Consider the following 25,826-nt stretch of genomic DNA (forward strand, 5'->3'; position numbering starts at 1 on the left):
CGCCCGGCAGTTACCTCGGGTGTATGGACTCCGCGGTGCTGCTTGATCTCCTGGGAAACGAGAACCGCCGGCGCATCCTCCGGCTGCTCTCGCACAAGCCGTGTTACGTCACCGAGATCAGCGAGTACCTCGGCGTGTCGCCGAAGGCGGTCATCGACCACCTGCGGAAGCTTGAGGACGCGGGGCTCATCGAGAGCCACACCGACGACCGCCGGCGCAAGTACTTCCACATCGCCCGCGACGTGCGCCTGGAGGTGAACGTCTCCCGGCACGGCTTCGGCACGAAGTCCGCCTACCCCGCCAACCCGAGCCTCGACATCCAGGGTCGCTGCCCGCACATGCACATCGACCTGGAGCTTCGGTCGCTCGAACCGACGGCCGACGGCGACGGCGACGCGGCGACCGTCGACGGCGACGCGGGCACGGGCGACGCCGCCCGAGGCGCCGACGACCGCCGGGGGGATCTGGCCCAGTTGGCCGCCGAGTTCGACGAGCTCCAGGACCTCGAAAACGAACTCTCGCTGGCCCAACGGTGGGTCCACGGCCGGATGAGCGAGCTGCTCGACCGCGTGAACGACCGCCTCGGCGTCGACGCGGACTCCCGATTCTACGCCAAGTTGCTCGCGGCCGTCACCTCGACCGACGGGAGCCACCGCGCCGTCGTCGAGGAGGTCGACGCCGACCCGCAGGCCGTCGAGGACGGGCTGCAACGGCTCGCGGACGCGGACCTGCTCGCGCGCGAGTCCGGTCGCTGGCGGCTCGCAGGCTAGGAACGCCAGAAGTTACCGCGCCCGGCTTTCGCGCGCCGGCCGGCTACTCGACGTCCCGCGTCAGGCCCGCCCGGAGGTCGCGCCCGAAGTACACGCCCGCGACCGACAGGAGCACGCCGACGGTGACGCCGACGCCCGCGACCGGGAGGCCGTAGTCGGCGAGCAGGCTCGTCCCGATGAGCAGGCTGCCCGTCGTGAGCGTTCCGAGGAGGAACGCGCCGCCCGCCGCGAGCGCGCCGGCGATGGCCGTCTCCAGATACGCCCGTCGCGAGCGACCCAGGCCGAGGGCGAACGCGGCGACGAACAGCCCGAGATACCGCGCGAGCCCGCCGACGAGCGGCACCGCGGAGCCGGCGATCAGTCCCCCGAGGAGCACCGCCAACGTGACGAGGAACCCCTTCGCCGAGAACGGCGTCCGGCCCAGCAGCGCGCGCGAGTCGTCAGCGTCGCTCCGGGGGCCGGGCTCGTCGTCCCCGTCGGTCGCCCCCGTCGACGAGTCGGCGGCGGGGTCGCCGGCGGCGCCGTCGCGCTCGGCGAGTTCCTGAAGCTCCTCCAGGCTCTTGGACATGGGTTCACCTGGGCGGCGCGCGCTCATGGCTCTTGTGCCGGTTCCGGGGGGACGCGATCGACCGGACGCGCGTGGGCGACCGCGGCAGTTCGACACACGGCGCGGCCACGGACCCCGCACCCGGAACCGCGGACGGGCAGGTTCAAGTTCGCGCCGGCCGCTACCCTCCCGTATGACCCCGAGCCCCGGAGACCGCGTCCGCGTCGAGCGCGCGGGCGTCACCGACGAGGGCGTGTTGATGCCGTCGAGCGACGAGGAGCACCTCGTGCTCAAGCTGGAGGGCGGGTACAACGTCGGCGTCGACCGCGCCGACGCCGCCGTCGAGGTGCTGGAGCGCGGCGCCCGCGAGGTCGGCGAGGACGACAGCGCCGAGGACGACGCCTCAGAGGTCGCGTTCGACGACGACCTCCCGACCGTGGCGCTCATCTCCACCGGCGGCACCATCGCCTCCACCGTCGACTACCGCACCGGCGCCGTCACCGCCCAGTTCGACGCCGAGGACGTGCTGCGCGCCGTCCCCGACCTCGCGGGCCGCGCGAACTACCGCGGCCGCGTCGTCGCCAACATCCTCTCGGAGAACATGGACCCCGCGATCTGGACGGACCTCGCCGAGGCCGTCCACGAGGAGATCGCGGCCGGCGCCGACGGCGTCGTCGTCATGCACGGCACCGACACGATGCAGTACTCCGCGTCGGCGCTGTCGTTCATGCTCGACACGCCGGTCCCCGTCGTCTTCACCGGCAGCCAGCGCTCGGCGGACCGACCCTCCTCGGACAACGTGATGAACGCCGTCTGCGCCGTCGAAGCCGCCAAGTCCGACTGCGCGGAGGTGATGGTCTGCATGCACGGGACGCCCTCCGACGACTACTGCGCGCTCCACCGCGGCACGCGCGTCCGCAAGAACCACACCTCCCGCCGCGACGCCTTCGGGACCGTCGGCGCCGAACCGCTGGGTCGCGTCGACTACGGGACCGACGAGGACGACATCGCGGTGTCGTTCAGCGAGGGGAAGACGTACACCCGCCGCGGCGACGCGGGCCTCGCGATCGCGCCCGACCTCGTCGAGGACGTGGAACTGGTGAAGTTCACGCCCGGGATGGACCCGGCCGCGCTCGACTACCTCGACGGGAAGTCGGGCGTCGTGATCGAGGGCACCGGCCTCGGGCACGTCCACACCGACCTCATCCCGCGGTTCGAGGGTCTCGTCGACGACGGCGCGACGGTTGTCATGACGAGCCAGTGTCTGGAGGGCCGCGTCTGCGACCGCGTGTACGACACCGGACGCGACCTGCTCGACGCCGGCGTCGTCGAGGCCGGCGACACGCTCCCGGGCACCGCGAAGGTGAAGCTGATGTGGGCGCTCGCGAACGCCGCGGATCCCGAGGACGCGATGGGACGCGATCTGGCGGGCGAGTTGACCGAGGAGTCCAAGCCCTGGGTATGAGCCGACGGGAGATCGCTCACGACGACCCCGACCACGAGTTCGCGATCCGGCAGGCCCGCGAGTCCGACGTCGAACACGTCGTCCGGTTCACGCGCGACACCTGGGGCGACAGACACGGCGACTACCTCCCGGACGTGTTCGACGAGATGGTCGCGAGCGACGGACCGACCCAGCACACGATGGTCGTCGACGTCGACGACGGCGACGACGTGGCCGGCGTCCTCCAGTGCGTCATGCTCTCGGACACGGAGGCGTGGGCGCAGGCGATGCGCGTCAATCCCGACTACCGCGGCCGGAACCTCTCGCCGGAGCTCTCGCGGGCGGCCTTCCGATGGGCCCGCGATCGGGGCGCCGTGGTCTGCCGGAACATGGTGTTCTCGTGGAACGTCGCGGGCCTCGGTCAGTCGCGCTCGGTCGGCTTCGGCCCCGCGACGGAGTTCCGCTGGCTCCAGCCCGAGCCGGACGCCGACGCCGACCCCGCGCCCGACGTGGTCGCCGACCCCGACGCCGCGTGGGCGTACTGGACGGCCAGCGACGCCCGCGAGCACCTCTGCGGGCTCGCGATGGACGACGAGGAGTCGTGGGCCTGCTCGGAGCTGACCCGCGCGGACCTCCGGAACGCGGCCGACCGCGACGGCCTGTTCGTCGTCGCCGACGGCGGCACCCGGGCGATGTCGGCGCTGGCGTACACGTACGACCGGGAGAACGACGACGGGGAGACGGTGACGTGGGGGATCTACCACGCCGCGGCGTGGGACGACACCGGGGCGCTGGAGTCGCTCACGGACGCGATCGCCCGCGACGCCGCCGAGCGCGGGATCGATGCGACCCGGATCCTGATCCCCGAGGGGGTGCGGTGGGTGTCGGACGCGGCCGCGACGCGCACCCCGGTCTCCGACGAGCCCGACTTCGTGCTCGCGGCGGATCTCACCGACGACTCGCTGTACTGAGCCGCAACAGCTTTCCGGCTTCTCGCTCCAGATTCGGGTTGTGTTCACCGTCATCGCGACTGCCACGTCTACGGTTCCGCTCCAGTTCGGCGTGCTCGATCCGAGCCTGTTCGGACTGCTCAACGTCATCGTGGCCGTGATCGTCGGCTACTTCACCTACCAGGACGCGACGGCCCGAAAGACCGACTCGCCGAAACTGTGGGCCGGCGGGATGGCGCTGGCGTCGCTGCTGTTGAACCTGTTGGGCTTCCTGGTCGCGTTCGCGGTGTACTACTTCGTCGTCATCCGCGACTGAGTCGCGGCCGGCGACACCGACGGGATTTTTGTCGGACGCGTCGCAACGCTGGGACATGGTCCCCCTTCCACTGTTCGGCGGTATCCCCGGCGGCGTCGAGTTGCTGATCGTCTTCTTCATCCTCCTGTTGGTCTTCTCGCTGTTGCTCCCGGTCGGGATGGCCTACTGGGTGTATCAGGACGCCAAGGGCCGGCGCGACACCGACGAGACGTTGTGGGCGCTGGCGACGGTGCTCGCGGGGCTGTTCGTCTCCGTCTTCGGCGCCGGCGCGGTGCTGCTGCTGTACCTGCTCATCGAACGCGAGTAGGCTCCGGGATTCAGCGTCGGTGACGGTCGCGACCGTTCAGACCTGGACGACCCACGCCCGGTAGTCGTCGGGCTGGTCGTACACCTCCGCGAACGCCCGGTCGAGAAAACCCGCGAGCCGGTTGGCGTCCGAGCGCGCCGAGATGCGGACGTTCGTCCCCTCGGCGTCCTCGGGCGTCTCCTGCTCGTCGATCCGGAACTCCGGGTACTCGTCGAGGAGGTCGTGCAGGCGCTCCAGCTCCTCGTCGGTGCAGTCGAGGTTGAACGTCTTCTCGGCGAACTGGATCCACGGCGGGGGCGACTCGGCGTCGCCGTTGTCGGTCGGCTCCTCGGACTCGCCGTCGCCGCTCGGCTCGCCGAACTGCAGCTCCTCGCGCGGCGGCTCGACCTCTACCGTGAGGAACGCGCTGCCGCGCTCGCGGTGGGCCGTGACGGCGTCCGCGAACAGCTTTCGCCGGTCGGCGGGCGTGTCGGCGTCGAACCTGGTCATGTGCGCCCGTAGGGTCAAGCGGGGTAAAAACCGGGCGCTCCGACCCCGCGAACCGCGCCGGATTCAGCACGCCTTTCACCGTGGCCCCGGAGCGTTCGGGTATGACCGACCACCGAATCCTGCTGCTCGGTCCGCCGGGGGCCGGAAAGGGCACCCAGGCGACGCGACTCACCGACGAGTACGACCTCGATCACATCACGACGGGCGACGCGCTCCGCCAGAACAAGGAGATGGAGACGGAGTACGGCACGCCCGGCGAGTACATGGACGCCGGCGAGCTCGTCCCCGACCCCGTCGTCAACGAGATCGTCGTCGCCGCCCTCGAGGACGCCGACGGCTTCGTGCTCGACGGCTACCCGCGCAACCTCGACCAGGCGGAGTTCCTGAGCGAGGAGACCGACCTCGACCACGTCGTCTTCCTGAGCGTCCCCGAGGACGAACTCGTCGAACGACTCACCGGCCGCCGCGTGTGCGACGACTGCGGTGCCACCTACCACGTCGAGTTCGACCGGCCCGAGGAGGCGGGCGTCTGCGACGAGTGCGGCGGCGAGCTGGTCCAGCGCGGGGACGACACCGAGGACACCGTCCGCGAGCGCCTGCGCGTCTACCGCGAGAACACCGAGCCCGTCGTCGAGCACTACCGCGAGGAGGGAACGCTCGTCGAGGTGTCCGGCGAGGGTACCCCCGACGACGTGTTCGGCCGCCTGCGCGACGTGGTCGAGGCCTGACCCGGCGGTCCCGGCGTCGAGCCCGCGGCGCGCCGAGAGTACAACCTTCTTACGTGGCTATCGCTTAGCGACTGCCAATGGCACGAATCGAGAAGCGCACTCGGGAGCTCGCCGAGGAGCCCGAGATGCGCGAGGCGATCGAACTCGTCCTCGAGCGCGCGGAGGACGGCGAGATCCAGTGGGTCGACGTGCGCGAGGACCTCACCAGCGGGCAGTGGGGTCGGCTCATCGAGCGCGGGCTCCTCGAGGACGGCGAGGCGGGCTTCGCGCTCGCCGACCGCGACGCGATCGAGGACGGGCTGGAGGCGCCCGACGACTCCGGCGGCGGCGCGAGCACGGGCGGCAGCAGCGTCGAGATCCCCGACTCCGACGGGGCGTCGTGGAGCATCTACGACAAGGGCGCGGCCGTCGTGACGCTGCTGTTCTTCGTCGGCTACTCCTACGGCCCGGTCCGGGACGTCGTTGGCAACGGGATCGACGTGATCTTCGGCCCGCTGCAGGACCTGCTGCCGCTGTATGCGGTCATCATGATCATCGCGACGCTCACGGGGCTGTACTCCACGCTCCTGCGGGCGAACCTGATGGACATGGACCGGATGGCCGCCTACCAACAGCGGATGAAGGACATCCAGGAGCGGCGCAAGGAGGCCAAGGAGCGCGGCGACGACGAGGCGATGGACGCCATCCAGGAGGAGCAGATGGAGGCCATGGGCGACCAGCTCGGTATGTTCAAAGAGCAGTTCCGCCCGATGGTGTGGATCATGGTGCTCACGATCCCCGCGTTCCTGTGGATGTACTGGGGGATCGGCTTCCGCGGCGCCGAGGGCGTCTGGACCGACCTCCAGCCGATCGTCCTCCCGATCTGGGGACAGGTCGGCTGGACCGAGAACATCCTCGTCATGCCCACCTGGATCATCTGGTACTTCCTGTGCTCGATGGCGTTCACCCAGATCATCCAGAAGGGGCTCAACATCTCGATGTCGCCGTCGACGTCGTAGATCCGGCAACCTTCCGGTGTCCCCGGTTCCGCTTCCTCGCCTTTCGTAGCGACGTGCTCGGTCGCCTCGAACCCCTTCGGCGACGTGCTCAGGCGACTCGGTTGCGGAGCGGCTCGCCGTCCCTGATCCGCCGGACGTTCTCCTTCACGAGGTCGGCGATGTCGAGATGGTACCGGTTCGTCGCCGACCCTCGGTGGGGGGAGATGATGACCTCCTCGAACCCCCACAGCGGGTGGTCCTCCGGGAGGGGCTCCTCGGCGAACACGTCCAGCGCGGCGCCGGCGATGTCACCCGACTCAAGCGCCGACACGAGCGCGTCGTCGTCGACGATGGGCCCCCGGGCGACGTTGATGACGTAGGCGTCGTCGCGCATAACCTCGAACTCCGGGCCGGCGAGCAGCCCCTCGGTCTCGGGGGTGTGCGGGACCGTGACCGCGACGAACCGCGCGTCGCCGATCGCGTCGTGGAGGTCGTCCGGGTGGTAGCGCTCGGAGACACCGGGCACCGATTCGTCCGACCGCCGGATGCCGACCACCTCCATCCCCAGCGCGTCCGCCCGACGGGCGATACCCTCGCCGATGGTGCCGAGACCGATCACGCAGAGCCGTTCGTTCTCGACGGTGAACGGTCGCTCGTACGGCGGGGCGTACCAGTCGCGCTCGACCTGACGGTCGCGGTAGACGTGCAGCAGGCGCGCGAGCGAGAGCATGTAGCCGATGGCCATCTCGCCGACGGTGGTGTCGTGGATACCCGTGCTGTTCGTCAGCGGCACGCCCGCGGCCTCGTACGACGCCGTGTCGAACTCGTCGTAGCCCGCGCGGATACAGTGGACCCACGCAGCGTCGTGGAACTCCGGGCGGGGTCTGAACGACGCGACCGCGTCGGTCGGCCCTAACGACTCCCCGTCACCGACGACCTCCGTGGGGAGGTCGAGGTCGTCGAAGGCCGCACGGAACGACTCCGTCGGGAACTTGTTCTCGACCGATCCGTGGATGCAGAGCCGGTCGAGCGTCTCGATGTCCGACATCTCGTCCGGCGGTGTTGATTACCCCGTGGCGTTCCAATTCGGTTCGTGGTAATAATTGACGATTCCGGTTGACTTCGGGATGGCCTCGTACGACACGCCGTTCCCGGGGAACTACGCCGACCTCGCGGGGGCGCTCGACGGTCACGGCGAACGCGTGGAGGGCCCCGCCGAGGTGGGGCCCGCGCTCGAACGCGCCATCGGGGTCACGGAGGACGGTATCCCCGTGATGGCGGAGGTACCCACCTCGGAGGAGACCGACCGCTCACGGCACTGAATCGCACGGCTTCCCCGTCGATCGTTCCGTACGCCTACGTCGCCGCCGTCCGTCCATCCGTTCGTCGCCCACGCGTGTCCTACCGCGTCGCCGACTTCCACTCCCGGAGCCCGACGACCCCGCCGCCGTGCTCGTCGGGATCGGCCTCGGTGACCGCCCACACGAACATCGGCGCCACCTCCTCGGGGTCCCGTCCGCCCTGATCCCCCGTGAGCGCGGTGTCGACAACCCCGAGATCCAGCGTCATCGCCGTCGCGTCGAGGTCGGCGTGCGCCTGCCGGACGACCGCCTCGGCGCCGGCCTTCGAGACGGCGTACGCGCCCATTCCCGGCTTCGTCTCGCGGGCGATCGACCCCGAGGGGACGAGGATCCGCGCGTCGTCGGCCAGGTACGGGACCGCCTCCCGGACCGTCGCGAACACGCCGCGGACGTTCGTGCGGAGCGTGTCGTCGAACCGGCTGTACGACTCGCCGTCGAGCGGCATCTCGCCGGGCGCGCCGTGGGTGATGCCGGCGTTTGCGACGACCGCGTCGATCCCCTCTCGCTCGCCCGCGCGATCGGCGTGCTCCATGAGGCGTTCGAGGTCGAACTCGTCGCGCACGTCCGCACGCAGTCCCGAGGCGGCACCCGAGCGCGAGAGCTCGTCGACCGTCCCGTCGACCGCGCCGCCGTCGCGCGAACAGACGACGACGTGGGCGCCGGCGTCGGCGAACGCCGAGGCGACGGCTCGCCCGACGCCGCGCGTTCCGCCGGTGACGACCGCGGTGGTTCCGTCCATGGGATAGCCAGGAACCGGCGGGAGGTAGTGGTTGCGGGCCGCGGCGCCGCGGATGGCGGGTCGGTGGGTGACGAGAGGGGGCTCGTCGGCGAGCACGGCCCCGCCCGTGCGCCCATATTTATACGCCGCCCCGCCGTAACACGGTTAATGCGTGACCCTCGTGACCGCTCCTCGCTGGCCGGCGAGGACGTGGTCGTCATCGGCGGCGGCTTCGGCGGGCTGTCGACGGCCTGCTACCTGGCCGACGCCGGCGCCGACGTGACCCTCCTGGAGAAGAACGAGCAGCTCGGGGGCCGGGCCTCCACGCTGGAGGCCGAGGGCTTCCGGTTCGACATGGGGCCGTCGTGGTACCTGATGCCCGACGTGTTCGAGACGTTCTTCGGCCACTTCGGCCGGGAGCCCTCGGAGTACTACTCGCTGTCGCGGCTCGACCCGCACTACCGGATCTTCTTCAAGGACGGCGATCGGGTGGACCTGGTCCCCGATCTGGAGACGAATCGCGAGACGTTCGAGTCGTACGAGGCCGGAGCCGGCGACGCCTTCGACGACTACCTCCGCAAGTCCGAGCGCAACTACGAGATCGGGATGGAGCACTTCGTGTACGAACACCGCGACGACCTCGCGGACTTCGTCGACCCCGACGTGCTGCGCTACTCGTGGGGGCTGTCGCTGATCGGGTCGATGCAGGACCACGTCGAGGACTACTTCGATCACCCGAAGCTCCAGCAGATCATGCAGTACACGCTCGTGTTCCTCGGGGGATCGCCGCACAACACGCCGGCGCTGTACAACCTCATGAGCCACGTCGACTTCAACCTCGGCGTCTACTACCCCGACGGCGGCGTCGGCGCCGTCGTCGACGGCATCGTCGAGTTGGGGGCGGAACTCGGCGTCGACTACGTGGCCAACGCGCCGGTCACCGCGATCAAGGGACAGCGCGGCGGCTTCAAGGTGGAGACCGCCGTCGGCGACGGCGGGGCCGACGCCGGGATGGCCGGGGTCGCCGCCGACGGCGCCGGTGGCGCGGCGGGCACGTCAGCCGACGCGCCCGCCGCGATCACGACCGGGGGCGGCGAGAGTTACTTCCCGGACCTCGTCGTCAGCGACGCCGACTACGCCCACACCGAGCAGGAGCTGCTCGCGCCGCGCAAACGGCAGTACGACGCCGACTACTGGGACTCGCGCACGTACGCCCCCTCCGCGTACCTCCTGTACATGGGCGTCGAGGGCGACGTGGAGGAGCTCGCCCACCACACGCTCGTGCTCCCGACCGACTGGGACGAGCACTTCGAGCAGATATTCGAAGAGCCCGCCTGGCCCGACGACCCCGCCTACTACCTCTGTGTCCCCTCGAAGACCGACGACACCGTCGCCCCCGAGGGGCACTCGAACCTGTTCGTCCTCGTCCCGGTCGCGGCGGGACTTGAGGACACGCCCGAACTCCGGAGTCGGTACCACGAACTGGTCCTGGAGGACATCGCCGAGAACACCGGCGTCGACCTGCGCGAGCGCATCGTCTTCGAGGAGGAGTTCTGCGTCGACGACTTCGCGACGCGGTACAACTCGATGAAGGGGTCGGCGCTGGGGCTCGCACACACGCTGCGCCAGACGGCGCCGTTCCGCCCCGGCCACGAGTCCTCGGAGGTCGACGGCCTCTACTTCACGGGGTCGACGACGACGCCCGGGATCGGGGTTCCCATGTGTCTCATCTCGGGGCTGCTCACGGCCGAGACGATGGCGGAGTCGTCCTGACCGCGCCCATGCCGACCGCCACCGACCCGACCGAGTCCGGCGACGCGGATGCGACCGACTCCGTCGACGGCGACCCGATCGACCACGCCGGCGACGGCGATCCGATCGACCGCGCCGGCGTCGCCGCAAGCGCCCGCTACCTTCTGAAGCTCTCGCGCCCGCGTTTCTGGCTCTATCTCGCGGGGCCGATCCTCGTCGGCGTCGCCTTCGGCGCGGCGAACGTGGCCGAGCTATTCGCCCTGGAGAACGTCCTCCTGTTCGGCTACTTCCTGCTCCCGGCGAACCTGTTCCTCTACGGCGTCAACGACGTGTTCGATCGAGACGTCGACGAGGAGAACCCGAAGAAGGACGGCCGGGAGGTCCGCTACGGGGGCGATCGCCTCGTCCCCGCGGTCGTCGTCGCGTCGCTGGTGCTGGGCGCGGGGACGTTCGCGATCACGCCGCCGGCGGCGTGGCCGTTCCTCGCCGGGTTCTTCCTCCTCGGTGTGGAGTACTCGGCGCCGCCGCTGCGGTTCAAGACGACGCCGCTGCTGGACTCGCTGTCGAACGGGCTATACGTCCTCCCGGGCGCCGCGGCGTACGCGCTCGTCGCCGGCGCTGCTCCCCCGGCCGCCGCCCTCGCGGGCGCGTGGCTGTGGGCGATGGGGATGCACACGTTCTCGGCGATCCCCGACATCGAGCCGGACCGCGCGGCGGGCATCCGGACGACCGCGACCGCGCTCGGCGAGTCGCGGACCCTCGCGTACTGTGCGGGCTGCTGGCTCGCCGCGGCGGGCGCGTTCGCGGCGGTCGACCCGCGGATCGGCGCGGTGTTGCTCGCGTACCCGGCGCTCGTCGGGGCCATACGCCTCGCGGGCGTCGCCGTCGACCGCGCGTACTGGTGGTTCCCCGCGATCAACACCGCCGTCGGCGCCGTACTCACGATGGGCGCGCTCACTCGGATCGTCCCCCCGGAGGCGGTGTTGCCGTGAGCCCGGAGACCCGCCCGGGACGGCTGGCCGAGCTCCGGGAGGCGATGCCGGCGGATCGACGCGAGGCGGAGGCGAGCCTCGACGCGCTCGTGCGCGAGAACCGGTTCACCATCTCGGTCGTGTTCCCGGTCGTGGGCGCGGTGCTGCTCGTCGCCAGCGCGGAGGGCGCGTTCGCGGGCACGCCGCTCGCCCCGCTGGCGTTCAACGGCGGCATGATCCTGCTCGGGACGCTCGTGATGCGCTCGCCGTTGGTCGTCGGGCTCGCGCCGCTGGTCGGCAGACGCGAACTGGCGGGGATCGGGCTGCTGTCGGCGTACGCGTACGCCATCGAGTACGTCGGCGTGACGACCGGGTGGCCCTACGGCGAGTTCGAGTACCTCGTCGCGCTCGGGCCGGAGCTGGGCGGCGTTCCCCTGGGGCTGCCGGTGTTCTTCCTCCCGCTGGTGGCGAACGCCTACCTCCTGTGTCTGCTCCTGCTCGGTGACCGGGCGGAGCGCGCGGCGGTGCGGCTGCTCGCGGTCATCGCGCTCGTGCTGGTCATGGACGTGGTGCTCGATCCCGGGGCCGTCGCGCTGGGCTTCTGGGCGTACGAGGGGGTCGCCGACGCGGGCGCCGTCGGCGTGCTCTCCGGGGCGGGCTTCTACGGCGTCCCCCTGTCGAACTACGCCGGCTGGGTCGTCTCCGCGACCGTCGCGGTCGTCGTGCTCGACGCCGCCTTCGACCGCGCGGCGCTGCGCGCCCGCCTCGCCGACTGCGAGTTCATGCTCGACGACATGGTGAGCTTCGTGCTGCTGTGGGGCGGCGTCAACCTCTGGTTCTGGAACCCCGTCGCCGCCGCGGTCGCGGCGTGCATCGGTATCGGACTGGTCCGGGCCGACCGCTTCGACGCGTCGCTGTTCAGGCAGGCGTTCTGAAGGGGGCACGAGGAAAGAGAGACCGGGGGTTCGGTGGCGGAGCCGGAACCGGCGGCGTCGGCGCGCGAGAACGGCGACCCGCGGCGTCAGCGTGCGGGGACGCGGTCCGCGTGGCCGGCGCCCGAGCGGTTCGGCTCGCTGTCGCCGTACCGGACGCAGGAGACGCGGCGGAACACGGTCTCGGGGTCCTTACAGCGGAACCACGCCCAGCGCGTCCTGACGAACAGCTTCAGATTGCGGACCGTCCCCAGATCCGGCGTCTCGGTGAGCGTGTCGAAGCCGCGCTCGCGGATGAGCGCGTGGTGCTCGGCGTACAGCACCGCCGCCAGCAACACGGCGAACTGGCAGTCCTCGGGGAGGTACTTGATCCCCGCGACGCCCTCCTTGTACAGCGACTCCGCGCGGCGAAGCTCGTGGCGCATCGCCGCCTCGACGTTCCCGTCGAACTCGAAACGCTTCAGCTGCTCCTCGGTGACGCCGTACTCGCGAAGCGTCTCCTGGGGCAGGTACACCCGGTCCAACTCGACGATGTCCTCGCGCACGTCCCGCAGGAAGTTCGACAGCTGGAACGCGTCGCCCAGGGCGGTCGCGTGTGGGAGGGCTGCTTCGGGATCCTCGGGGTCCATCACCGCCGTCATCATGCGACCGACGGCGGAGGCGGAACCGTCCATGTACGCCTCGAGGTCATCGTACGTCTCGTAGCGGTCGGTGTCGATGTCCGAGCGCATCGCCGCGATGAACGTCTCGACGTCCTCCTCGGCGATGTCGTGTTCCTCACACAGCTCGGCGAACGCCGAGAGGACGGCGTCGTCGGTCTCCTCGCGGCCGAGCGCGGCCTCGCGGAGGCGATCCAATTCCCGGCGCTGTTCCTCGGGCGAGCCCGTCTCCGCGCCGTCGACGACCTCGTCGGCGACCCGGAAGAACGCGTACAGCACGTACGTCGGCTCGCGAACCCGTTCGGGCAGCACCCGGGTCGCGAAGTGGAAGGTCTTCCCCGTGCGCTGTTGGATGCGCTTGCTCCGGGCGATCTGGTCGTCGGCTACCATCGTCGCCCCGGCGCGTCCCGCACGACGTTTTCACTGTCCCGTCCTCGCATCTGAGTAGAATTCCTTACGACGGCCGACACCATAACAGTTGGTGCCGGTTCGGGCGTGCGGTTTCGGCCGATCTCGATCGGAATTTTCCCGCCGTGAGCCACGTCGCATTGCGCCCGCTCGGCGCGGCGGTCCCGACGGTGTCCCGGACGAGGCGGCGGTCAGCCGTAGAACGGGTCCGAACAGTCGAAGACGACGCCGTGTTGCGGACAGACGTACTCGCAGTGGCGGTGGACCATCGACGCCCCGCAGTAGGGACACGGGCGCGTCCGCTTCGTCGACTCCTCGGGTTCGCTCACGTTCGGGCCGTCGTGGCGCGACGACAAAGCGGTTCTGACCGTGCGGCGCCGTTCGACGGCGACAGCGTCCACCGCCCATCCGCCGGCGACCGTCCATCCGGCGACCGCGGCGCCGCCGGCGACCATCTCTTCGCCGCCCCGACGATAACCCCACCGTGCGCGTTTTACCGCTGGAAGCCCGTATACGCACGAATGACTCCACCTCGCGTCCGGCGCGTCGCGGTCGCGACCGCCTCCGGCGTCGCGGTCGCGGCGGGCACGTTCCTCGTCGCCGGCTTCTCGCCCCGGTGGGTCGTCGTCGCGATCGCCCAGACCGTGCTGCTCGCGCTCCCCGACGCGGTGCTGGCGGCCGGGATCCAGGGACTCGGGAGCACCGGTCAGCCGTTGCTGGTCGCCGGCTCCGCCGGGCTCGCGGTGGCGCTGTTCGGCGGGCTAGCGCTGTTCGCGCTCCGTCTCGGCCGGGTCGCCGACAGGGACCGTGCAGAGATAGTCTTCCTCGTCGGGGCGCTCCAGGCGCTCGCGGCGTTCCTCCTGGCGGTGAATCCGGCGGCGGCCGTCGTCGGGGGCGCGCTCGGCGCCGCGGCCGTCGGGCTGGCGGGCGCATCCGCGACCGGAACCGGGGAGGTCTCCCGGGCGCGACGCGGGCTGTTGCGGTCGGCGGGCGCCGCCGCGGCGGCCGTCGGCCTCGCGGGAGCCGGACCGTTCGCGCGGGCCATCGGCGGCGGTGCGGACGGACGCGACCGGGCGGAGCCGGGCGAGCGCGACCCCCTCGTCGAGCGCCTGCTCGATGCCGCCGCGGCGAACTCGTTCGACCTGGCGGGCGCGGAGCCGCTCGTCTCCGAGTCGTTCTACGTCGTGGACAAGAACGCGGCCGACCCGCGGGTCGACCCCGACTCGTGGTCGCTGCGGGTCACCGGCGCCGTCGACGAGGAGGTCGAGGTCGACCTCGACGCGGTCGAATCGCGGCCCGCACAGCACCGGTTCGTCACGCTGCGGTGCGTCGGCGACACGGTGAACGGGCGGAAGACCGACACCGCGGTGTGGACCGGGATCCCCGTCGCCGACCTCCTCGAGGAGGCGGGCGTTCGACCCGACGGCTGCTGTGTCATGGTCCGCGCCGCGGACGACTACTACCAGGCGTTCCCGCTGGAGGCCCTCACGGACGGCCTGCTCGCGTACCGGATGAACGGGCGCCCGCTCCCGCGAGCGCACGGCGCGCCGGCTCGGGCGCTGATCCCGGGGCACTGGGGCGAGATCAACGTGAAGTGGATCACCGAGATCGAGATCCTCGAGGAGGAGGCGACCGGCTACTGGGAGGAGCGCGGCTGGCACGGCACCGGCCCCGTCTCGACGGTCGCGAAGCTCCACCACGTCGAGACCGCCGACGGCTCGGTGTCGGTCGGCGGCCACGCGTACGCCGGAACGAGGGGCGTCTCGGCCGTCGAGGTGTCGACCGACGGCGGCGACACCTGGAACGAGGCCGACCTCACGGATCGACTTCCCGGAGTAACTCCCGCGGACGCGGACCCAGAAGACCCAGACGCCGTCGGCGGCGAGGCGGCGGACGCCTGGCGCGGCTGGCGCTACGAGTACGAGGCCGACGGGGAACACGAGGTCGTCGTCCGCGCGGTCGAGGCCGACGGCACAGTCCAGCCCGCCGCCGAACGCGACCCGTTCCCCAGCGGCGCCTCCGGCTACGCGAGCCGGACGGTTCGCCCCTGAGCGGGTCCGGTCCCGGTCGAGCGTCCAGAGCCCGGTCTATCGATCGGAGCCGTTATTAACCGCAACCGGCGCGTTAGCAACATGGCCGACGTGACTACCGACGGGGCCGGGCGTTCCCGGCCGACTCGGACCCGGCTGATCGGCGCCGCGAGCACGGCGGCGCTGGTGGCCGCGACCGCGTACGCGCTCGCGACGGGACGGACGAAGCTGTTCGGGATCGCGTGGATCGCGTTCGCGGCGATGGCGCTGGCCGGTTGGCTCGGCGCCCGGACGAGCGACACCCACGCCGGAACGCTCGTGTGGGGGTACGGGCTCGCCGCCGGCGCGATGATCACCAGCGCGGCCGTCTTCCTCCTCCCGCAGGCGCTCGGTCAACACCCCGCATACGGCGGGTTCGGCGTCGCGATCGGGCTGCTCGTCGGCTACGGCGCCCACACGCTCGGCCACCGCCTGTCGCACATGGACCTCCCGCTGGATCGCTCGCTGGCGGAGCTGACCGCCCACGCCGTGAGCGCCGGCGCCATCATCGGCATCATCTACGGCAACATGCCGGAGTTGGGCCTCCTGCTCGGGCTGTCGATCGTCTCTCACAAGGGGCCCGCCGGCTACGCGGCGGTCCGGCGGTTCTCCGGGGGCGGCGGCGACTGGTCGGCGATCCTGCTGCCGGCGGCGGGCGTCGGCGTCGCCGCGATCGCCTCGTCGCTGTTGGCGCTGCCCGCCTCGGGGGCGGTCCGCGGCGTCGTCTTCGGTTTCGCGACCGGCGTCTTCCTCCACGTCGCGATGGACTTCCTCCCCGAGTGTGAGATCGGCAGCGAGGTCCACGAGTCGCTGAGCCACGAGGGCGATGCCCACACCCTGCTGGACCGCCTGCGCGTCCACGCCGTCGCCAGCACCGCGCTCGGCGGGCTCGCGGTGTTCGTCGGGTGGACGTTCGTCGTCTGAAACGGGAACCGGGCCGCGGTTTCGACGGCGATGCCTACGACGTGACCCGCCGGATCTGCACGGAGATGCCGGCGGCCGCGACCAGCAGCACCGCCAGGTTGAACGCGCCGTGGAACAGCGAGCGGTACTCCGCGACGACCCACTGGTTGATCGTCCGGGAGACGGCGCCGTAGAACTGGATCCCCGCGACGAGCGCGAGCACGACCAAAGCGACGAGCACGAGGTAGTTCACGTACCGGGTGACGCTGTCGCCGACGCCGGCCCCGCGGTCGGCCGTCTCGGTCGGCTCACCGCGATCGACGGATTCGGTCGCGGCGCCGCCGTCCACGCTCGCGGTCGCTCCGGAGCCGGCCGGCGGCGCTTCGCGCTCCGTCGGTGCCGGCTCGGTGTCGCTCGATCCGTCCGCCGTCGGGATCGCGTCGTCGGTGTGCTCGGTCCGGTCGGTGTGATCGCTGTCGTCCGTCCGTTCAGTGTTGTCGGTGTCGTCGGTCATTGTCGGGTTCGCCTCCGTGCGAGCAGCGCGGCGCCGAGCAGCGCCACGACCGCGAGCGCCGGGCCGAACCCGGGCGCCCCGGTCGAGGTCTCGGTCGCCCTCGCCGCCTCGGTCGCTCGGTCGTCCGCCCCGTCGCCGCCGCCCTCGAAGTCGCCGACCTCGAACTCCACCTCGCGGGTGGTCTCGTTGGGCGAGATGGTCTCGGTCGGGTCGAGGTTCGCCACCGAGCGCGCGGTGTCGACGAGGACGCCGTCGCGGTACACCGCGGCGTCGACGTAGTAGTTGTACTCGCTCGGCACGGTCACCTCGGTCGTCGCGTCGGCGGTGCGGCCGGGGCCGATGTCGCTGACGGTCGTGGAGTCGCGCGCGGCGACGAGGTTCGACTCCGCCTGCCGGACGATGACTTCGACGCGCAGCTCTTCGCTCGACTCGGCGCCGCCGTTCGTCAGCGACGCCGCGACCGCCAGGGTGGTTCGGTTCGCCTCCTCGTCGACCGAGGCAACGGACACCGAAAGCGGCGGCACCGCCTCGCTCTCGGTGAAGCGGACCTCGGTGCCGAGCGCCTCCAGCCCGGAGACGCGCGTCCGGTCGCGGTCGACGACCTGCCCGTCGCGGAAGACGACCGTCTCGATCACGTAGCCGCCCTCGCGGGGCACCTCGATCGTCGCGTTCACCGGAACGCTCCGGTCGCCGGTCAACTCGTCCAGCTCGACCGTCCGCTCGGTCGTCAGGAGGCCGGATTCCGCGTCGTACGCGCGGTAGCGCACGGAGACGTTGTCCGTGGGGTTGCCGCGGTGGCCGATGCGGGTGTGGAGCGTCAGCGTCGCCGTCGCGCCGTCGACCTCTCCGGGTGCGATCGCCGGCGACTCGGCGATAGAGACGTGACCGGGACGGACCGGCCCGTCCGCGGTCGGGTCTGCGAGGACGCCGGGACCCACGGCGACCCCGAGGAGGGCGACGAGCAGGACGGCGACCGCGCCCGCGGTCAGCCGTCGTTCTCGTGACATGCGGCCGGGACTGCACAGGCGCGTGGTAAACCCTTTGTGCTGTCCCGATCCCGCACATTTCCCCGACCCGGTGGTCGCCGGTACCGTTTTGCGCCGTGCGCTCGGGAGTTCGATCATGCTGTACGTCCTGGCGACGAACTCGGTTCGAACCAGCGAGGTGCTGTGCGAGTACCTCCGCGACCGGCTCGCACCCGGCGACGCGGTCCACGCGGTCAACTCCCAGCGGGGCGGCGACCGGACGGATTCCGTCGAGATCAGGAACGGGGAGGACGCCCTCGCCGCCGTCGAGGACGCGCTCGGGGGTGTCGCGGACGTGACCGTCGAAACGCACCAGTTCGTGCGCGGCAACCCGCCCGCCGAGGACGTGCTCGCGTACGCCGACGACGTGGACGCCGACGAGTTCGTCATCGGGATCCGCGACCGCTCGCCGACGGCGAAGGTGGTCTTCGGCAGCGTCGCCCAGGACATCCTCCTCGGGTCGAACCTCCCGATGCGCGTCGTCCCCCGGGAACAGGTGTAGGAACGCCGATCCCCCGCCCGTCGCCCTCCGTCGACCGCGCGCTCGCGTTCGTGAGCCGGAGTCACACACCGGCGGGTGATTGAAGCGCCGGGACGGCGAGGTCCGGGGTATGCCCGGTCCCGTGTTCCGTCGCGGCGAGACGGTCGAGCTGCGGACGGTCGAGGAGGAGGACGCCGGTTTCCTGGCAGAGCTGGTCAACGACCCGCGGGTCCGCGCGGGGACCGCGATGGCGACCCCGGTCAGCGAGGCGGACGAACGAGAGTGGATCGACGCCGTCGGCGACGACGGCGGGGTGCACCTGCTCGCGTGCGTCGACGGCGACCCCGTCGGGATCGCCGGCGTGAACGCGCCGAACGGGACGTGGGGGGTGGCGGAACTCGGCTACCAGTTCGCGCCCGACGCCTGGGGGAACGGCTACGCCACCGATGCCGCCCGCGAGCTGTGCGCCCACGCCTTCGCGGAGCGACGCCTCCACAAGGTGTCCGCGAAGGTGTACGAGACGAACCCCGCCTCCGCGCGGGTCCTGGAGAAGGTCGGGTTCGTCGAGGAGGGCCGCCACCGCCGGGAGGCGTTCGTCGACGGCGAGCACGTCGACGTCAGGCGGTTCGGCCTGCTCGCCGACGAGTGGCGCAGCGAGGCCGACAGCCGATAGCGTTCGCGGCGGCCTTCCCGCCGGCCGTCCCCGCTCGAACGGACGACGACCACCGCCGTCGATACCGTGGTGTGCGGGAGTCTTGCCTGGGTCGATCCCGGGTACCGGCCCTACTTCGTCCACCTGATCTCGTATTCGAGTTCGTACCGCTGCTCGCCCGTCTCCGAGTCGGTGAGGCGTTCGAGTTCGACTTCGAACGTCGGGTCCTCGGGGACGGCGACCTCCCGTTGCGTCTCGGGACTCTCGAGGCGGACGGTTCCGGATTCGATCGCTTCGGCCGCGGCGACGAGCGTCTCGGCGATCTCCGCTCTCGTTCGCGGTTCCTCGGTCTTGAACAGCTCCTCCTCGGGCATACTCGACTGTCGGTTTCCGGAGGTATTAGCGTCCCCTGTCGGTTCCCGGGCCGTGGGTTCGAGGGTCGGTTCCCCGCCGTTCACCGCGATTCCGGGGCGAGAGACCTCGCTTGAGGCGTTCGGGGACAACCGCGCGCTCGGCGACCGGTTCCCTCGTTCGGACGCACACTATCGCGTCCGGACGCGCAGTTGTCTACCCCAGCAGCTCCTCGGCGAGCATCGGGACGAACGTCCCCACGTCGGTCACCATCCCGACCGCCTGCGCGGAGCCGCGGTCGAGCAGTTGCGTGACGGTGGCGGGGTTGATGTCGACGCAGACGGTGCGCGTCGTCGACGGGAGGCAGTTGCCCACCGCGACCGAGTGCAGCAGCGACGAGAGCATGAGCACAAGGTCAGCGTCGCGGGCCTGCTCGCGGATGGCGTTCTGTGCCTCGACGGCGTCGGTGATCGTGTCCGGGAGCGGCCCGTCGTCGCGGATCGACCCCGCGAGCACGAAGTCGCGGTCGTTGTCGACGCACTCGTACATGACGCCCTCGGTGATCAGCCCCTCCTCGACGGCGGCCTCGATGCCGCCCGCGCGGATCACCTCGCTGATCGTGTAGATGTGGTGTTTGTGACCCTTCCGGGGGTGTTCCATCGTCTCCACGTCCATCCCGAGGCTGGTGCCGTACATCGACCGCTCCATGTCGTGGACCGCGAAGCCGTTGCCCGCCGAGATCGCGTCGACGTACCCCTCGCGAACGAGCCGTGCGAGCCCGGGGCCGCCGCCCGAGTGAATGACCGCCGGGCCGGCGACACACAGCACCTTCCCGCCCTGCGCCTTCGTCTCGGCGATCGCCTCGGCGATGTCGCGGATGAGCGACGCCGACGGGCGCTCGGCGGAGACGCCGCCGCGCATGAACCCGAAGGGACCGGAGGCGTCGCGGGGGCGTTCCGGCGGTTTCACCCTGATGCCGGCGTCGCCGGTGACGACGAGGTCGCCCGCCTCGATCCCGTTGAGCACCTTCGTCTCGGCCGCCACCTCGCTTCCCTTCGGAACGACGAGGCGCCCGTCGTCTCGTTCGACGCCCTCGACGACGATCGCACAGTCCATCTCGATGTCGTCCACGCCGACCCAGTCGCCGTCGACGCGCACGTCGGTCGGGTGGTTCGTCGTCGAGTAGAACCCGTCCGGGACGACGTTGTCGTCGGGCGCGGGCGTCAGCGTCGCGTCCGTCGGCGCCGCGAGCGTCGCGCCCGACTGGTGCAGTTCGTGGAGGATCGGGTGCAGCGTCTCCTCGTCGTCGGCGATCACCCGCATCCGGCAGTACGACTCCTTGTCCTTGCTCGTCCCGACGCGGAACTCCTCGATGTCGAACTCCCCGCCGAGATCCATCACGACGGTGAACGCCCGTTCCATGAGGCCGGAGTCGATGATGTGGCCCTCCAGCTCGACCACGTCGCTGACGGTCATATCTCCCCTCCGCCCCGCGCCGGTGAAAAGCTACCCGTAACCGCGGTATCGGCCGTGAACGACGGTCCGTATCGACGGCTCGCGGCGAGCGGGAGGGCCGCCTACGGTCGCTCGAAGACGGCGTCGAGGAACGCCACCTCGTGGGCGAGCACCTCGGTGAACCGCTCGTCCCAGGCGTCGAAGTGTCCCATCGGGAGCGCAACGAGCGAGGAGTCGGGGAGCTCGTCGGCCAGTCGCTCGGCGGTGCGGTACGGAACGATTCCGTCTTCAGTGCCGGCGACGACGAGCGAGGGGCACGTCACCGCCGACGCGTCGGCGACCGGGCGGTACCGCGGCAGCGCCAGCAGCGTCCGCGCGCGTGTCCCGTTCTGCCACGTCGAGTCGCGCGGGATCAGCGCCGCGTAGCCGTCGAGCGCGCCCGGCTCGTTCAGCGCCGCGAACTCCCCGGGCCGGCCGTACACCTTCACCTCGTGGTCCCGGCCGACGAGCCCCGCCAGCCGGTCGCGCAGCCCCGCGGCCGTCGCGCGCGCCAGGAACCGCGGCGACTTGCTCCGCAGCAGCGCCCGGCCGTCGGAAAAGGGCGTGCGCGCGACGACGGCGTCCACGTCGTAGCGCTCGGCGGCGACGCCGACGACGTGCCCGCCGGCCAGCGAGACGCCCCACAGCGCGATCCCGTCGCCCAGCGCGTCGACCCCGCGGACGCGGTCGACGGCCGCCCCCCAGTCGGCGACCTGCCTACTCGGAAGTACCAGCGGTGCGCCCTCGGAGGCGCCGAAGCCGCGGTAGTCGAACGCGAACGCCGCGTAGCCGACGTCCGCGAGGTGCTCGGCCAGCCGGTCGAGCCCGAAGGCGGCCTCGGCGGCGAACCCGTGGCCGAGCACGACCGTCTCCGGCTCGTCCACGTCGCGCGGGCGGTACAGCGTCCCGACGCAGTCGTCGCCCTCGACGGAGAAGGTGAGCTGACGGGTCGAGAACCGCTCGCGGGAGGGGCGCTCCCCGCGAACGCGTCGCGCCGGCGCCCGGTCGGGGGTCGCGAGCGGGGCGCTCACCGGGCTCCTCCGTCGTCACCGCCGGTCGTTCGGGGGGCGTCCGCGTCGCCGACATCGGGCTCGACGTCCGGATCCGTCTCGACGGTCTCGAGCACGCGCGCGGAGAACTCCTCCTCGGAGATCCGATAGTTCCTCACCCCGTCGAGCCACTCGGCCTCGACGTGCCACGTCGCCTGCACGTCGTCCTCGAACCGCAGCGAGGTGGCCTCGACGCGACGCGGCTCCAGGTCGCCGGCCTCGACGAGGTCGATCACCGTGTTGCAGACGCGGCCCATCTCGCCGTGGGCGGGGCGTTCCGCGGGCAGGGTCGTCGTGTAGACGACGGCGATCCGCTCCGGCGAGACGCGTACGTCGGCCACGTCGATGCCGTCGGCTCGTAGCTCCCGGGCGAGCGCCGACTCGTCGATGGTCATGCCGCGGGCTACACTCGCGGGCGACTTACTGGTTCCGGGCGCACACACGGACTCGCGTCGGACGGTCGTAGGTCGGACGGTCGTAGAACGGGACGGCTGGGAGCGGAGGGGTGGGAGTCCATGTCAGAGGCACTGTGGTCCCTTCGCTCCCAACGCAATGTATCGAACGACGCACACCGACTTAACCACTTGGTGAAAAACCGTTCACCACGTGTGTACTACCCGATATCAGGTGAAGCGCGTTACACTCGATCGGACTGATATGACGAACGGAACACGTATCCGTTCCCGTGTGGCAGTACGGGTCGATGGGTGTCGACGAGTCGTCGCGGCGGACGTTCGAGTTGCTGGCGAACGAGACGCGCCTCGGGATCATCTCGGCGCTCGGGGAGGCCAGCGGCGAGGGCGGATACGCGACGCTCGCGTTCTCGGAACTGCAGGAGGCGACGGGCGTCGAGGACAACGGCCACTTCAACTATCACCTGCAGGAGCTCGTGGGGGAGTTCGTCGAGGACCGCGAGGACGGGTACGCGCTGACGCTGGCGGGGATCCGGGCGTATCAGGCGATCGTAACACGTCAATCAAAGACCAGTGTTCGAATTGATCCCTTCGATTTGGGTGGGGAGTGTGATTCTTGTGGTGGGGATCGAGAGGCTTGGTACAAAAATGGACGTGCGTATCTGGCGTGCAAGTCGTGCGGTGAACGGGAAATTCGGTATCCGGTGAGTAGCACACAGATCGATCCCGAGGAGCCTGAATCGGTTCTCGACGCGTTAGATGCGCGCCTTCGTCGAGATTATCATTCAATGTTCAACGGTCTCTGTCCATACTGTACTGGCCCAGTTGTGACCTCGATACAACAGTCATCAGGCCATTGGGAGGAGACCGACATGCGGTCTGGTGAACTGCTCGTTCACGCAGCATGCAAGGAGTGCGGATGGTTTCTCTATGCAAACCTCGCTGCTGCTCTTCGTTCCAAGGAGCCGGTCCAAGAGTTCTATTTGCACCGTGGGGTCGACCTGTGGGCGGAACACGTCATGACGACCGAAATTGACTGGATAGTTGATTCGATGGATCGGGATCCAGTTCGTGTCTGTGGTCACTTCAACTGTGGAGGAGATCGACTGGATGTGGAGGTCGATGAAAACTTCGGAGTGATCGACTACACGGTACGGGAGGAGGACGGCTGAACCACCTCTTACGTGCTATTCGGAACTGCCATCCCCAACCGCTCGAACACGAACCCCCACCGCTCGCTGTTCTCGCGCATCTGCATCGACGTGGGCTTGCCGACGCCGTGGCCGGCGTCGTCCTCGACGCGCAGGATCACCGGCTCCTCGCCCGTGTTGCGCTCCTGGACCAGCGCGGTCATCTTGCGCGCGTGGCTCGGGTGCACGCGCGTGTCCCCCAGGGCGGTCGTGAACATCGTCGCCGGGTAGTCGGCCTCGGGCGCGTTGTCGTACGGCGAGTACTCGCGGATGTACGCGAAGGCCTCCGGGTCCTCCTCGGGGTGACCGTACTCCGTCGTCCACGACGCCCCGAGCAGGAACCGGTGGAACCGCAGCATGTCGAGCAGCGGGACGTGACACAGCGCGACCGCCCAGCGGTCGGGCCGCCGGGTGATCAGCGCGCCGACGAGCAGTCCGCCGTTCGAGCCCCCGGTGACGCCGACGCGGTCGGGGTCGGCCCACCCGCGCTCGACGACCCCGTCGGCGACCGCGAGCGCGTCGTCGAACACGCGCCCCTTGTTCCCCCGGCGCCCGGCCTCGTGCCACGGCTCGCCGTACTCGGTTCCCCCACGTAGCGTCGCGAGGACGAACACACCGCCGGCCGCGAGGAAGGGGATCCGGAACCGGTCGAACGTCGGCGTGCGGTTCACCCGGAAGCCGCCGTACCCCGTCAACAGCGCGGGGTTGTCGCCGTCGGGCTCCACGTCGCCCCGGCGGACGACGAACGCCGGCACGTCGGTGCCGTCGGCCGACTCGAACCACTCCTGGCTCACCTCGATGTCGATGTCGACCTCGGTCGACTGCCGGCACAGCGTCTCGGTCGTCCCGTCCGCGAGATCGACGCGGCGCACCGACGGCGGCTCGCCGAACGACTGGACGGTCAGGTACGCCTCGGGGTCGTCCCCCGAGCCGTGGACGCCCGCGACCGTCGGGAACGCCGGGAGGTCGACGGTCCCCTCGCGCCGCCCGTCGGCATCGAGGACGGCGAGCTCGGAGCTGGCGTCGCGGTGGTAGTGCGCGAGGAGTCGGTCGCCCGCGAGTTCGACGCCGCGGAGGACGGCGTCCGTCTCGGGGACGAGTTCCTCGAACGCGTCCGGATCGGTCGCCTCGCCCGCGAGCGCGTCGGCCAGCGGCGCGGCGAGCACGCGCGAGAAGTCGGCGCCGTGGTCGGTCGCGAGCAGCAGCCGGTCGCGGTCGCCGTCGATGGTCGGCGTGAACACGGCGTCGTAGCCCGTGAGCACCGGCCCGAGCTCCGCGGTCGCCGGGTCGCCGCGGCAGCCGTACACGTCAGATCGCTCCCAGCCCTCGACGTAGCCGGCGACGAGCGCGTCGCCGTCGGTCACGAGCGTCGGCCACGTGGTCTCCCCCACCTCGTCGGCGACGACGTGGTCTTCCGCGGGGGCGGACCCGGACCCGAACTCGTGGAACCGGATCGCCTTGTCGAGCTGGCCGTCGGACGGCGTGTCGGACCCCGCGTCATCGGTATCCGCCTCGCTGTCGTCGTCCTCGCCGTCGCCGCCGGCGGCGCCGGTCGTGACGTAGTAGAAGCCGCGCGGGGCGGCGTCGTCGGGATCCGCGTCGTCGGGACCCCTGGCGTCGTCGGCGTCGGCCCCGTCGGCATCGTCGCCGCCGGCGACGTCGGCTTCCACCCACGCGAACCCGCTCGCCTGCGTTCGCCCCGCGCCCTCGACGGTCTCGACGACCTCGGCGGTCGCCACGTCGACGATCCGAACGTCGTACTGCTCGTCGCCGCCCTCGGCGACGCCGTACGCGAGGTACGCGCCCTCGGGACCGGGGACGGACCAGTCCATCGAGACGGTGCCGTCGCCGGCCCACTCGTTCGGGTCGACGAGGGCGGTTCCCCCGTCGGTGCCGACGGCGTCGGGATCGTCGTACGCGTAGAGGACGGGCTGTTCGTCCTCGGGGCGTTTTACTTCCTGAAACAGGCGGTCCCCCGCGGGTGTGACCGGGCCGTACTGGCCGACGCGCCCGAGCGACGCGAATCGCTCGGCGAGCGCCTCCCGCCGTGGCGTGTCGAGGACGGTCTCGGCGTACTCGTTCTGCTCGTCGGTCCACTCGCGAACCTCCTCGTCGTCGCCCTCGAGCCAGCGGTACGGGTCCGCGATCGGCTCGCCGTGGAGCTCGTCGGTAACTGGTCGCCGCGGCGTCTCGGGCGGCGTCGCTCGCGTTCGGCGGTCGTCGTCGCCGTCGCTGTCGTCGCCGTCACCGGCATCGACACCGGCGGCGTCGGCTCCCGCGTCGCTGTCGGTCATCGGTCCGTCCTCCGGCGCCCGCGGCAAGTAGCTGCTGTTCGGCGGCGGCGTTGCCGGCTTCG

Annotated in this window: 29 protein-coding genes; 16 read left to right on the forward strand and 13 right to left on the reverse strand. The window is 70.8% G+C overall.

Going from position 1 to position 25,826, the window contains the following annotated elements:
- The first annotated feature begins 23 nt into the window (after positions 1-23).
- Positions 24-770: an ArsR/SmtB family transcription factor gene (locus K6T36_RS14275; protein WP_222921864.1), complete on the forward strand. Its 747-nt coding sequence runs from the start codon at positions 24-26 to the stop codon at positions 768-770.
- A 43-nt stretch (positions 771-813) separates the two neighbouring features.
- Here K6T36_RS14275 and K6T36_RS14280 read toward each other — a convergent pair whose 3' ends face one another.
- Entirely contained in the window at positions 814-1,338 is a 525-nt protein-coding gene (locus K6T36_RS14280; protein WP_222921865.1) for a hypothetical protein, read from the reverse strand.
- A 172-nt stretch (positions 1,339-1,510) separates the two neighbouring features.
- Here K6T36_RS14280 and gatD point away from each other — a divergent pair, with 172 nt between their 5' ends.
- From gatD to K6T36_RS14300, 4 genes are read left to right on the forward strand one after another with little or no spacing between them, the layout of a single operon-like run.
- On the forward strand, positions 1,511-2,782 hold the full coding sequence (gene gatD / locus K6T36_RS14285; RefSeq protein ID WP_222921866.1) for a Glu-tRNA(Gln) amidotransferase subunit GatD: 1,272 nt from the start codon (positions 1,511-1,513) through the stop codon (positions 2,780-2,782).
- Complete coding sequence (locus K6T36_RS14290; RefSeq protein ID WP_222921867.1) at positions 2,779-3,732, forward strand: GNAT family N-acetyltransferase; 954 nt, start codon at positions 2,779-2,781, stop codon at positions 3,730-3,732. The genes gatD and K6T36_RS14290 overlap by 4 nt, the downstream gene beginning before the upstream one ends.
- 40 nt (positions 3,733-3,772) lie before the next feature.
- Positions 3,773-4,027, forward strand: coding sequence for a hypothetical protein (locus K6T36_RS14295; RefSeq protein WP_222921868.1), 255 nt, complete (start codon positions 3,773-3,775; stop codon positions 4,025-4,027).
- A 55-nt stretch (positions 4,028-4,082) separates the two neighbouring features.
- Entirely contained in the window at positions 4,083-4,334 is a 252-nt protein-coding gene (locus K6T36_RS14300) for a hypothetical protein (protein WP_222921869.1), read from the forward strand.
- Positions 4,335-4,370: 36 nt separating this feature from the next.
- Here the strand turns inward: K6T36_RS14300 and K6T36_RS14305 are convergent, their stop codons facing one another.
- Complete coding sequence (locus tag K6T36_RS14305) at positions 4,371-4,823, reverse strand: DUF7975 family protein (RefSeq protein ID WP_222921870.1); 453 nt, start codon at positions 4,821-4,823, stop codon at positions 4,371-4,373.
- Positions 4,824-4,924: 101 nt separating this feature from the next.
- Between K6T36_RS14305 and K6T36_RS14310 the strand changes: the two genes are divergently transcribed.
- Together K6T36_RS14310 and K6T36_RS14315 are read left to right on the forward strand one after the other, a co-directional pair.
- Positions 4,925-5,551, forward strand: a complete 627-nt coding sequence (locus K6T36_RS14310) for an adenylate kinase (RefSeq protein ID WP_222921871.1) — start codon at positions 4,925-4,927, stop codon at positions 5,549-5,551.
- A 77-nt stretch (positions 5,552-5,628) separates the two neighbouring features.
- Positions 5,629-6,549 (forward strand): DUF106 domain-containing protein, encoded by a 921-nt coding sequence (locus K6T36_RS14315; RefSeq protein WP_222921872.1) that lies wholly within the window; start codon positions 5,629-5,631, stop codon positions 6,547-6,549.
- An 88-nt stretch (positions 6,550-6,637) separates the two neighbouring features.
- On the opposite strand, the gene ddh is transcribed toward K6T36_RS14315, so the two are convergent.
- The gene (gene ddh, locus K6T36_RS14320) at positions 6,638-7,576 is read right to left on the reverse strand and encodes a D-2-hydroxyacid dehydrogenase (RefSeq protein WP_222921873.1); all 939 of its coding nucleotides are present in this window, start codon (positions 7,574-7,576) and stop codon (positions 6,638-6,640) included.
- A 55-nt stretch (positions 7,577-7,631) separates the two neighbouring features.
- Here ddh and K6T36_RS14325 point away from each other — a divergent pair, with 55 nt between their 5' ends.
- Positions 7,632-7,850 carry a hypothetical protein gene (locus tag K6T36_RS14325; RefSeq protein ID WP_222921874.1) on the forward strand — a complete coding sequence of 73 codons (219 nt, stop codon included), beginning with the start codon at positions 7,632-7,634 and terminating at the stop codon, positions 7,848-7,850.
- 79 nt (positions 7,851-7,929) lie between these two features.
- Here K6T36_RS14325 and K6T36_RS14330 read toward each other — a convergent pair whose 3' ends face one another.
- Positions 7,930-8,628, reverse strand: coding sequence for an SDR family NAD(P)-dependent oxidoreductase (locus tag K6T36_RS14330; RefSeq protein WP_222921875.1), 699 nt, complete (start codon positions 8,626-8,628; stop codon positions 7,930-7,932).
- 147 nt (positions 8,629-8,775) lie between these two features.
- Between K6T36_RS14330 and K6T36_RS14335 the strand changes: the two genes are divergently transcribed.
- Genes K6T36_RS14335 through cruF form a run of 3 tightly spaced genes read left to right on the forward strand, consistent with a single transcriptional unit; the run spans position 8,776 to position 12,265 of the window.
- Positions 8,776-10,380 carry a phytoene desaturase family protein gene (locus K6T36_RS14335; protein WP_222921876.1) on the forward strand — a complete coding sequence of 535 codons (1,605 nt, stop codon included), beginning with the start codon at positions 8,776-8,778 and terminating at the stop codon, positions 10,378-10,380.
- 8 nt (positions 10,381-10,388) lie between these two features.
- On the forward strand, positions 10,389-11,351 hold the full coding sequence (locus tag K6T36_RS14340; protein WP_222921877.1) for a prenyltransferase: 963 nt from the start codon (positions 10,389-10,391) through the stop codon (positions 11,349-11,351).
- 44 nt (positions 11,352-11,395) lie between these two features.
- Positions 11,396-12,265: a bisanhydrobacterioruberin hydratase gene (gene cruF, locus K6T36_RS14345; protein WP_222923473.1), complete on the forward strand. Its 870-nt coding sequence runs from the start codon at positions 11,396-11,398 to the stop codon at positions 12,263-12,265.
- An 86-nt stretch (positions 12,266-12,351) separates the two neighbouring features.
- Here the strand turns inward: cruF and K6T36_RS14350 are convergent, their stop codons facing one another.
- Together K6T36_RS14350 and K6T36_RS14355 are read right to left on the reverse strand one after the other, a co-directional pair.
- On the reverse strand, positions 12,352-13,311 hold the full coding sequence (locus K6T36_RS14350) for a phytoene/squalene synthase family protein (protein WP_222921878.1): 960 nt from the start codon (positions 13,309-13,311) through the stop codon (positions 12,352-12,354).
- A 209-nt stretch (positions 13,312-13,520) separates the two neighbouring features.
- Complete coding sequence (locus K6T36_RS14355; RefSeq protein ID WP_222921879.1) at positions 13,521-13,658, reverse strand: HVO_2523 family zinc finger protein; 138 nt, start codon at positions 13,656-13,658, stop codon at positions 13,521-13,523.
- 192 nt (positions 13,659-13,850) lie between these two features.
- On the opposite strand from K6T36_RS14355, the gene K6T36_RS14360 reads away from it, so the two are divergent.
- Entirely contained in the window at positions 13,851-15,380 is a 1,530-nt protein-coding gene (locus K6T36_RS14360; RefSeq protein WP_222921880.1) for a molybdopterin-dependent oxidoreductase, read from the forward strand.
- An 81-nt stretch (positions 15,381-15,461) separates the two neighbouring features.
- Positions 15,462-16,322 carry a ZIP family metal transporter gene (locus K6T36_RS14365; protein ID WP_222921881.1) on the forward strand — a complete coding sequence of 287 codons (861 nt, stop codon included), beginning with the start codon at positions 15,462-15,464 and terminating at the stop codon, positions 16,320-16,322.
- 34 nt (positions 16,323-16,356) lie between these two features.
- On the opposite strand, the gene K6T36_RS18930 is transcribed toward K6T36_RS14365, so the two are convergent.
- Positions 16,357-16,815: a DUF8060 family membrane protein gene (locus K6T36_RS18930; RefSeq protein WP_225935138.1), complete on the reverse strand. Its 459-nt coding sequence runs from the start codon at positions 16,813-16,815 to the stop codon at positions 16,357-16,359.
- Positions 16,812-17,822, reverse strand: coding sequence for a DUF7490 domain-containing protein (locus tag K6T36_RS14375; protein WP_222921882.1), 1,011 nt, complete (start codon positions 17,820-17,822; stop codon positions 16,812-16,814). The genes K6T36_RS18930 and K6T36_RS14375 overlap by 4 nt, the downstream gene beginning before the upstream one ends.
- 112 nt (positions 17,823-17,934) lie before the next feature.
- Between K6T36_RS14375 and K6T36_RS14380 the strand changes: the two genes are divergently transcribed.
- Both K6T36_RS14380 and K6T36_RS14385 read left to right on the forward strand, forming a co-directional pair.
- Entirely contained in the window at positions 17,935-18,342 is a 408-nt protein-coding gene (locus tag K6T36_RS14380) for a universal stress protein (protein WP_222923475.1), read from the forward strand.
- 109 nt (positions 18,343-18,451) lie between these two features.
- On the forward strand, positions 18,452-18,994 hold the full coding sequence (locus tag K6T36_RS14385) for a GNAT family N-acetyltransferase (protein ID WP_222921883.1): 543 nt from the start codon (positions 18,452-18,454) through the stop codon (positions 18,992-18,994).
- Positions 18,995-19,104: 110 nt separating this feature from the next.
- Here the strand turns inward: K6T36_RS14385 and K6T36_RS14390 are convergent, their stop codons facing one another.
- From K6T36_RS14390 to K6T36_RS14405, 4 genes are all read right to left on the reverse strand, one after another.
- On the reverse strand, positions 19,105-19,347 hold the full coding sequence (locus K6T36_RS14390; RefSeq protein WP_222921884.1) for an amphi-Trp domain-containing protein: 243 nt from the start codon (positions 19,345-19,347) through the stop codon (positions 19,105-19,107).
- Positions 19,348-19,540: 193 nt separating this feature from the next.
- Positions 19,541-20,800 carry an ornithine cyclodeaminase, nickel-pincer nucleotide-dependent gene (locus tag K6T36_RS14395; protein ID WP_222921885.1) on the reverse strand — a complete coding sequence of 420 codons (1,260 nt, stop codon included), beginning with the start codon at positions 20,798-20,800 and terminating at the stop codon, positions 19,541-19,543.
- A gap of 101 nt (positions 20,801-20,901) precedes the next feature.
- Positions 20,902-21,849, reverse strand: coding sequence for an alpha/beta hydrolase (locus K6T36_RS14400; protein WP_222921886.1), 948 nt, complete (start codon positions 21,847-21,849; stop codon positions 20,902-20,904).
- Positions 21,846-22,262, reverse strand: a complete 417-nt coding sequence (locus K6T36_RS14405) for a DUF8159 domain-containing protein (RefSeq protein WP_222921887.1) — start codon at positions 22,260-22,262, stop codon at positions 21,846-21,848. The genes K6T36_RS14400 and K6T36_RS14405 overlap by 4 nt, the downstream gene beginning before the upstream one ends.
- Before the next feature lie 308 nt (positions 22,263-22,570).
- Here K6T36_RS14405 and K6T36_RS14410 point away from each other — a divergent pair, with 308 nt between their 5' ends.
- Positions 22,571-23,452, forward strand: a complete 882-nt coding sequence (locus K6T36_RS14410) for a winged helix-turn-helix domain-containing protein (protein ID WP_222921888.1) — start codon at positions 22,571-22,573, stop codon at positions 23,450-23,452.
- Positions 23,453-23,460: 8 nt separating this feature from the next.
- On the opposite strand, the gene K6T36_RS14415 is transcribed toward K6T36_RS14410, so the two are convergent.
- On the reverse strand, positions 23,461-25,764 hold the full coding sequence (locus K6T36_RS14415; RefSeq protein WP_222921889.1) for a prolyl oligopeptidase family serine peptidase: 2,304 nt from the start codon (positions 25,762-25,764) through the stop codon (positions 23,461-23,463).
- Positions 25,765-25,826: the final 62 nt, after the last annotated feature.

This window comes from Halobaculum roseum, from assembly GCF_019880245.1.
GTDB classification, from domain to species: domain Archaea; phylum Halobacteriota; class Halobacteria; order Halobacteriales; family Haloferacaceae; genus Halobaculum; species Halobaculum roseum.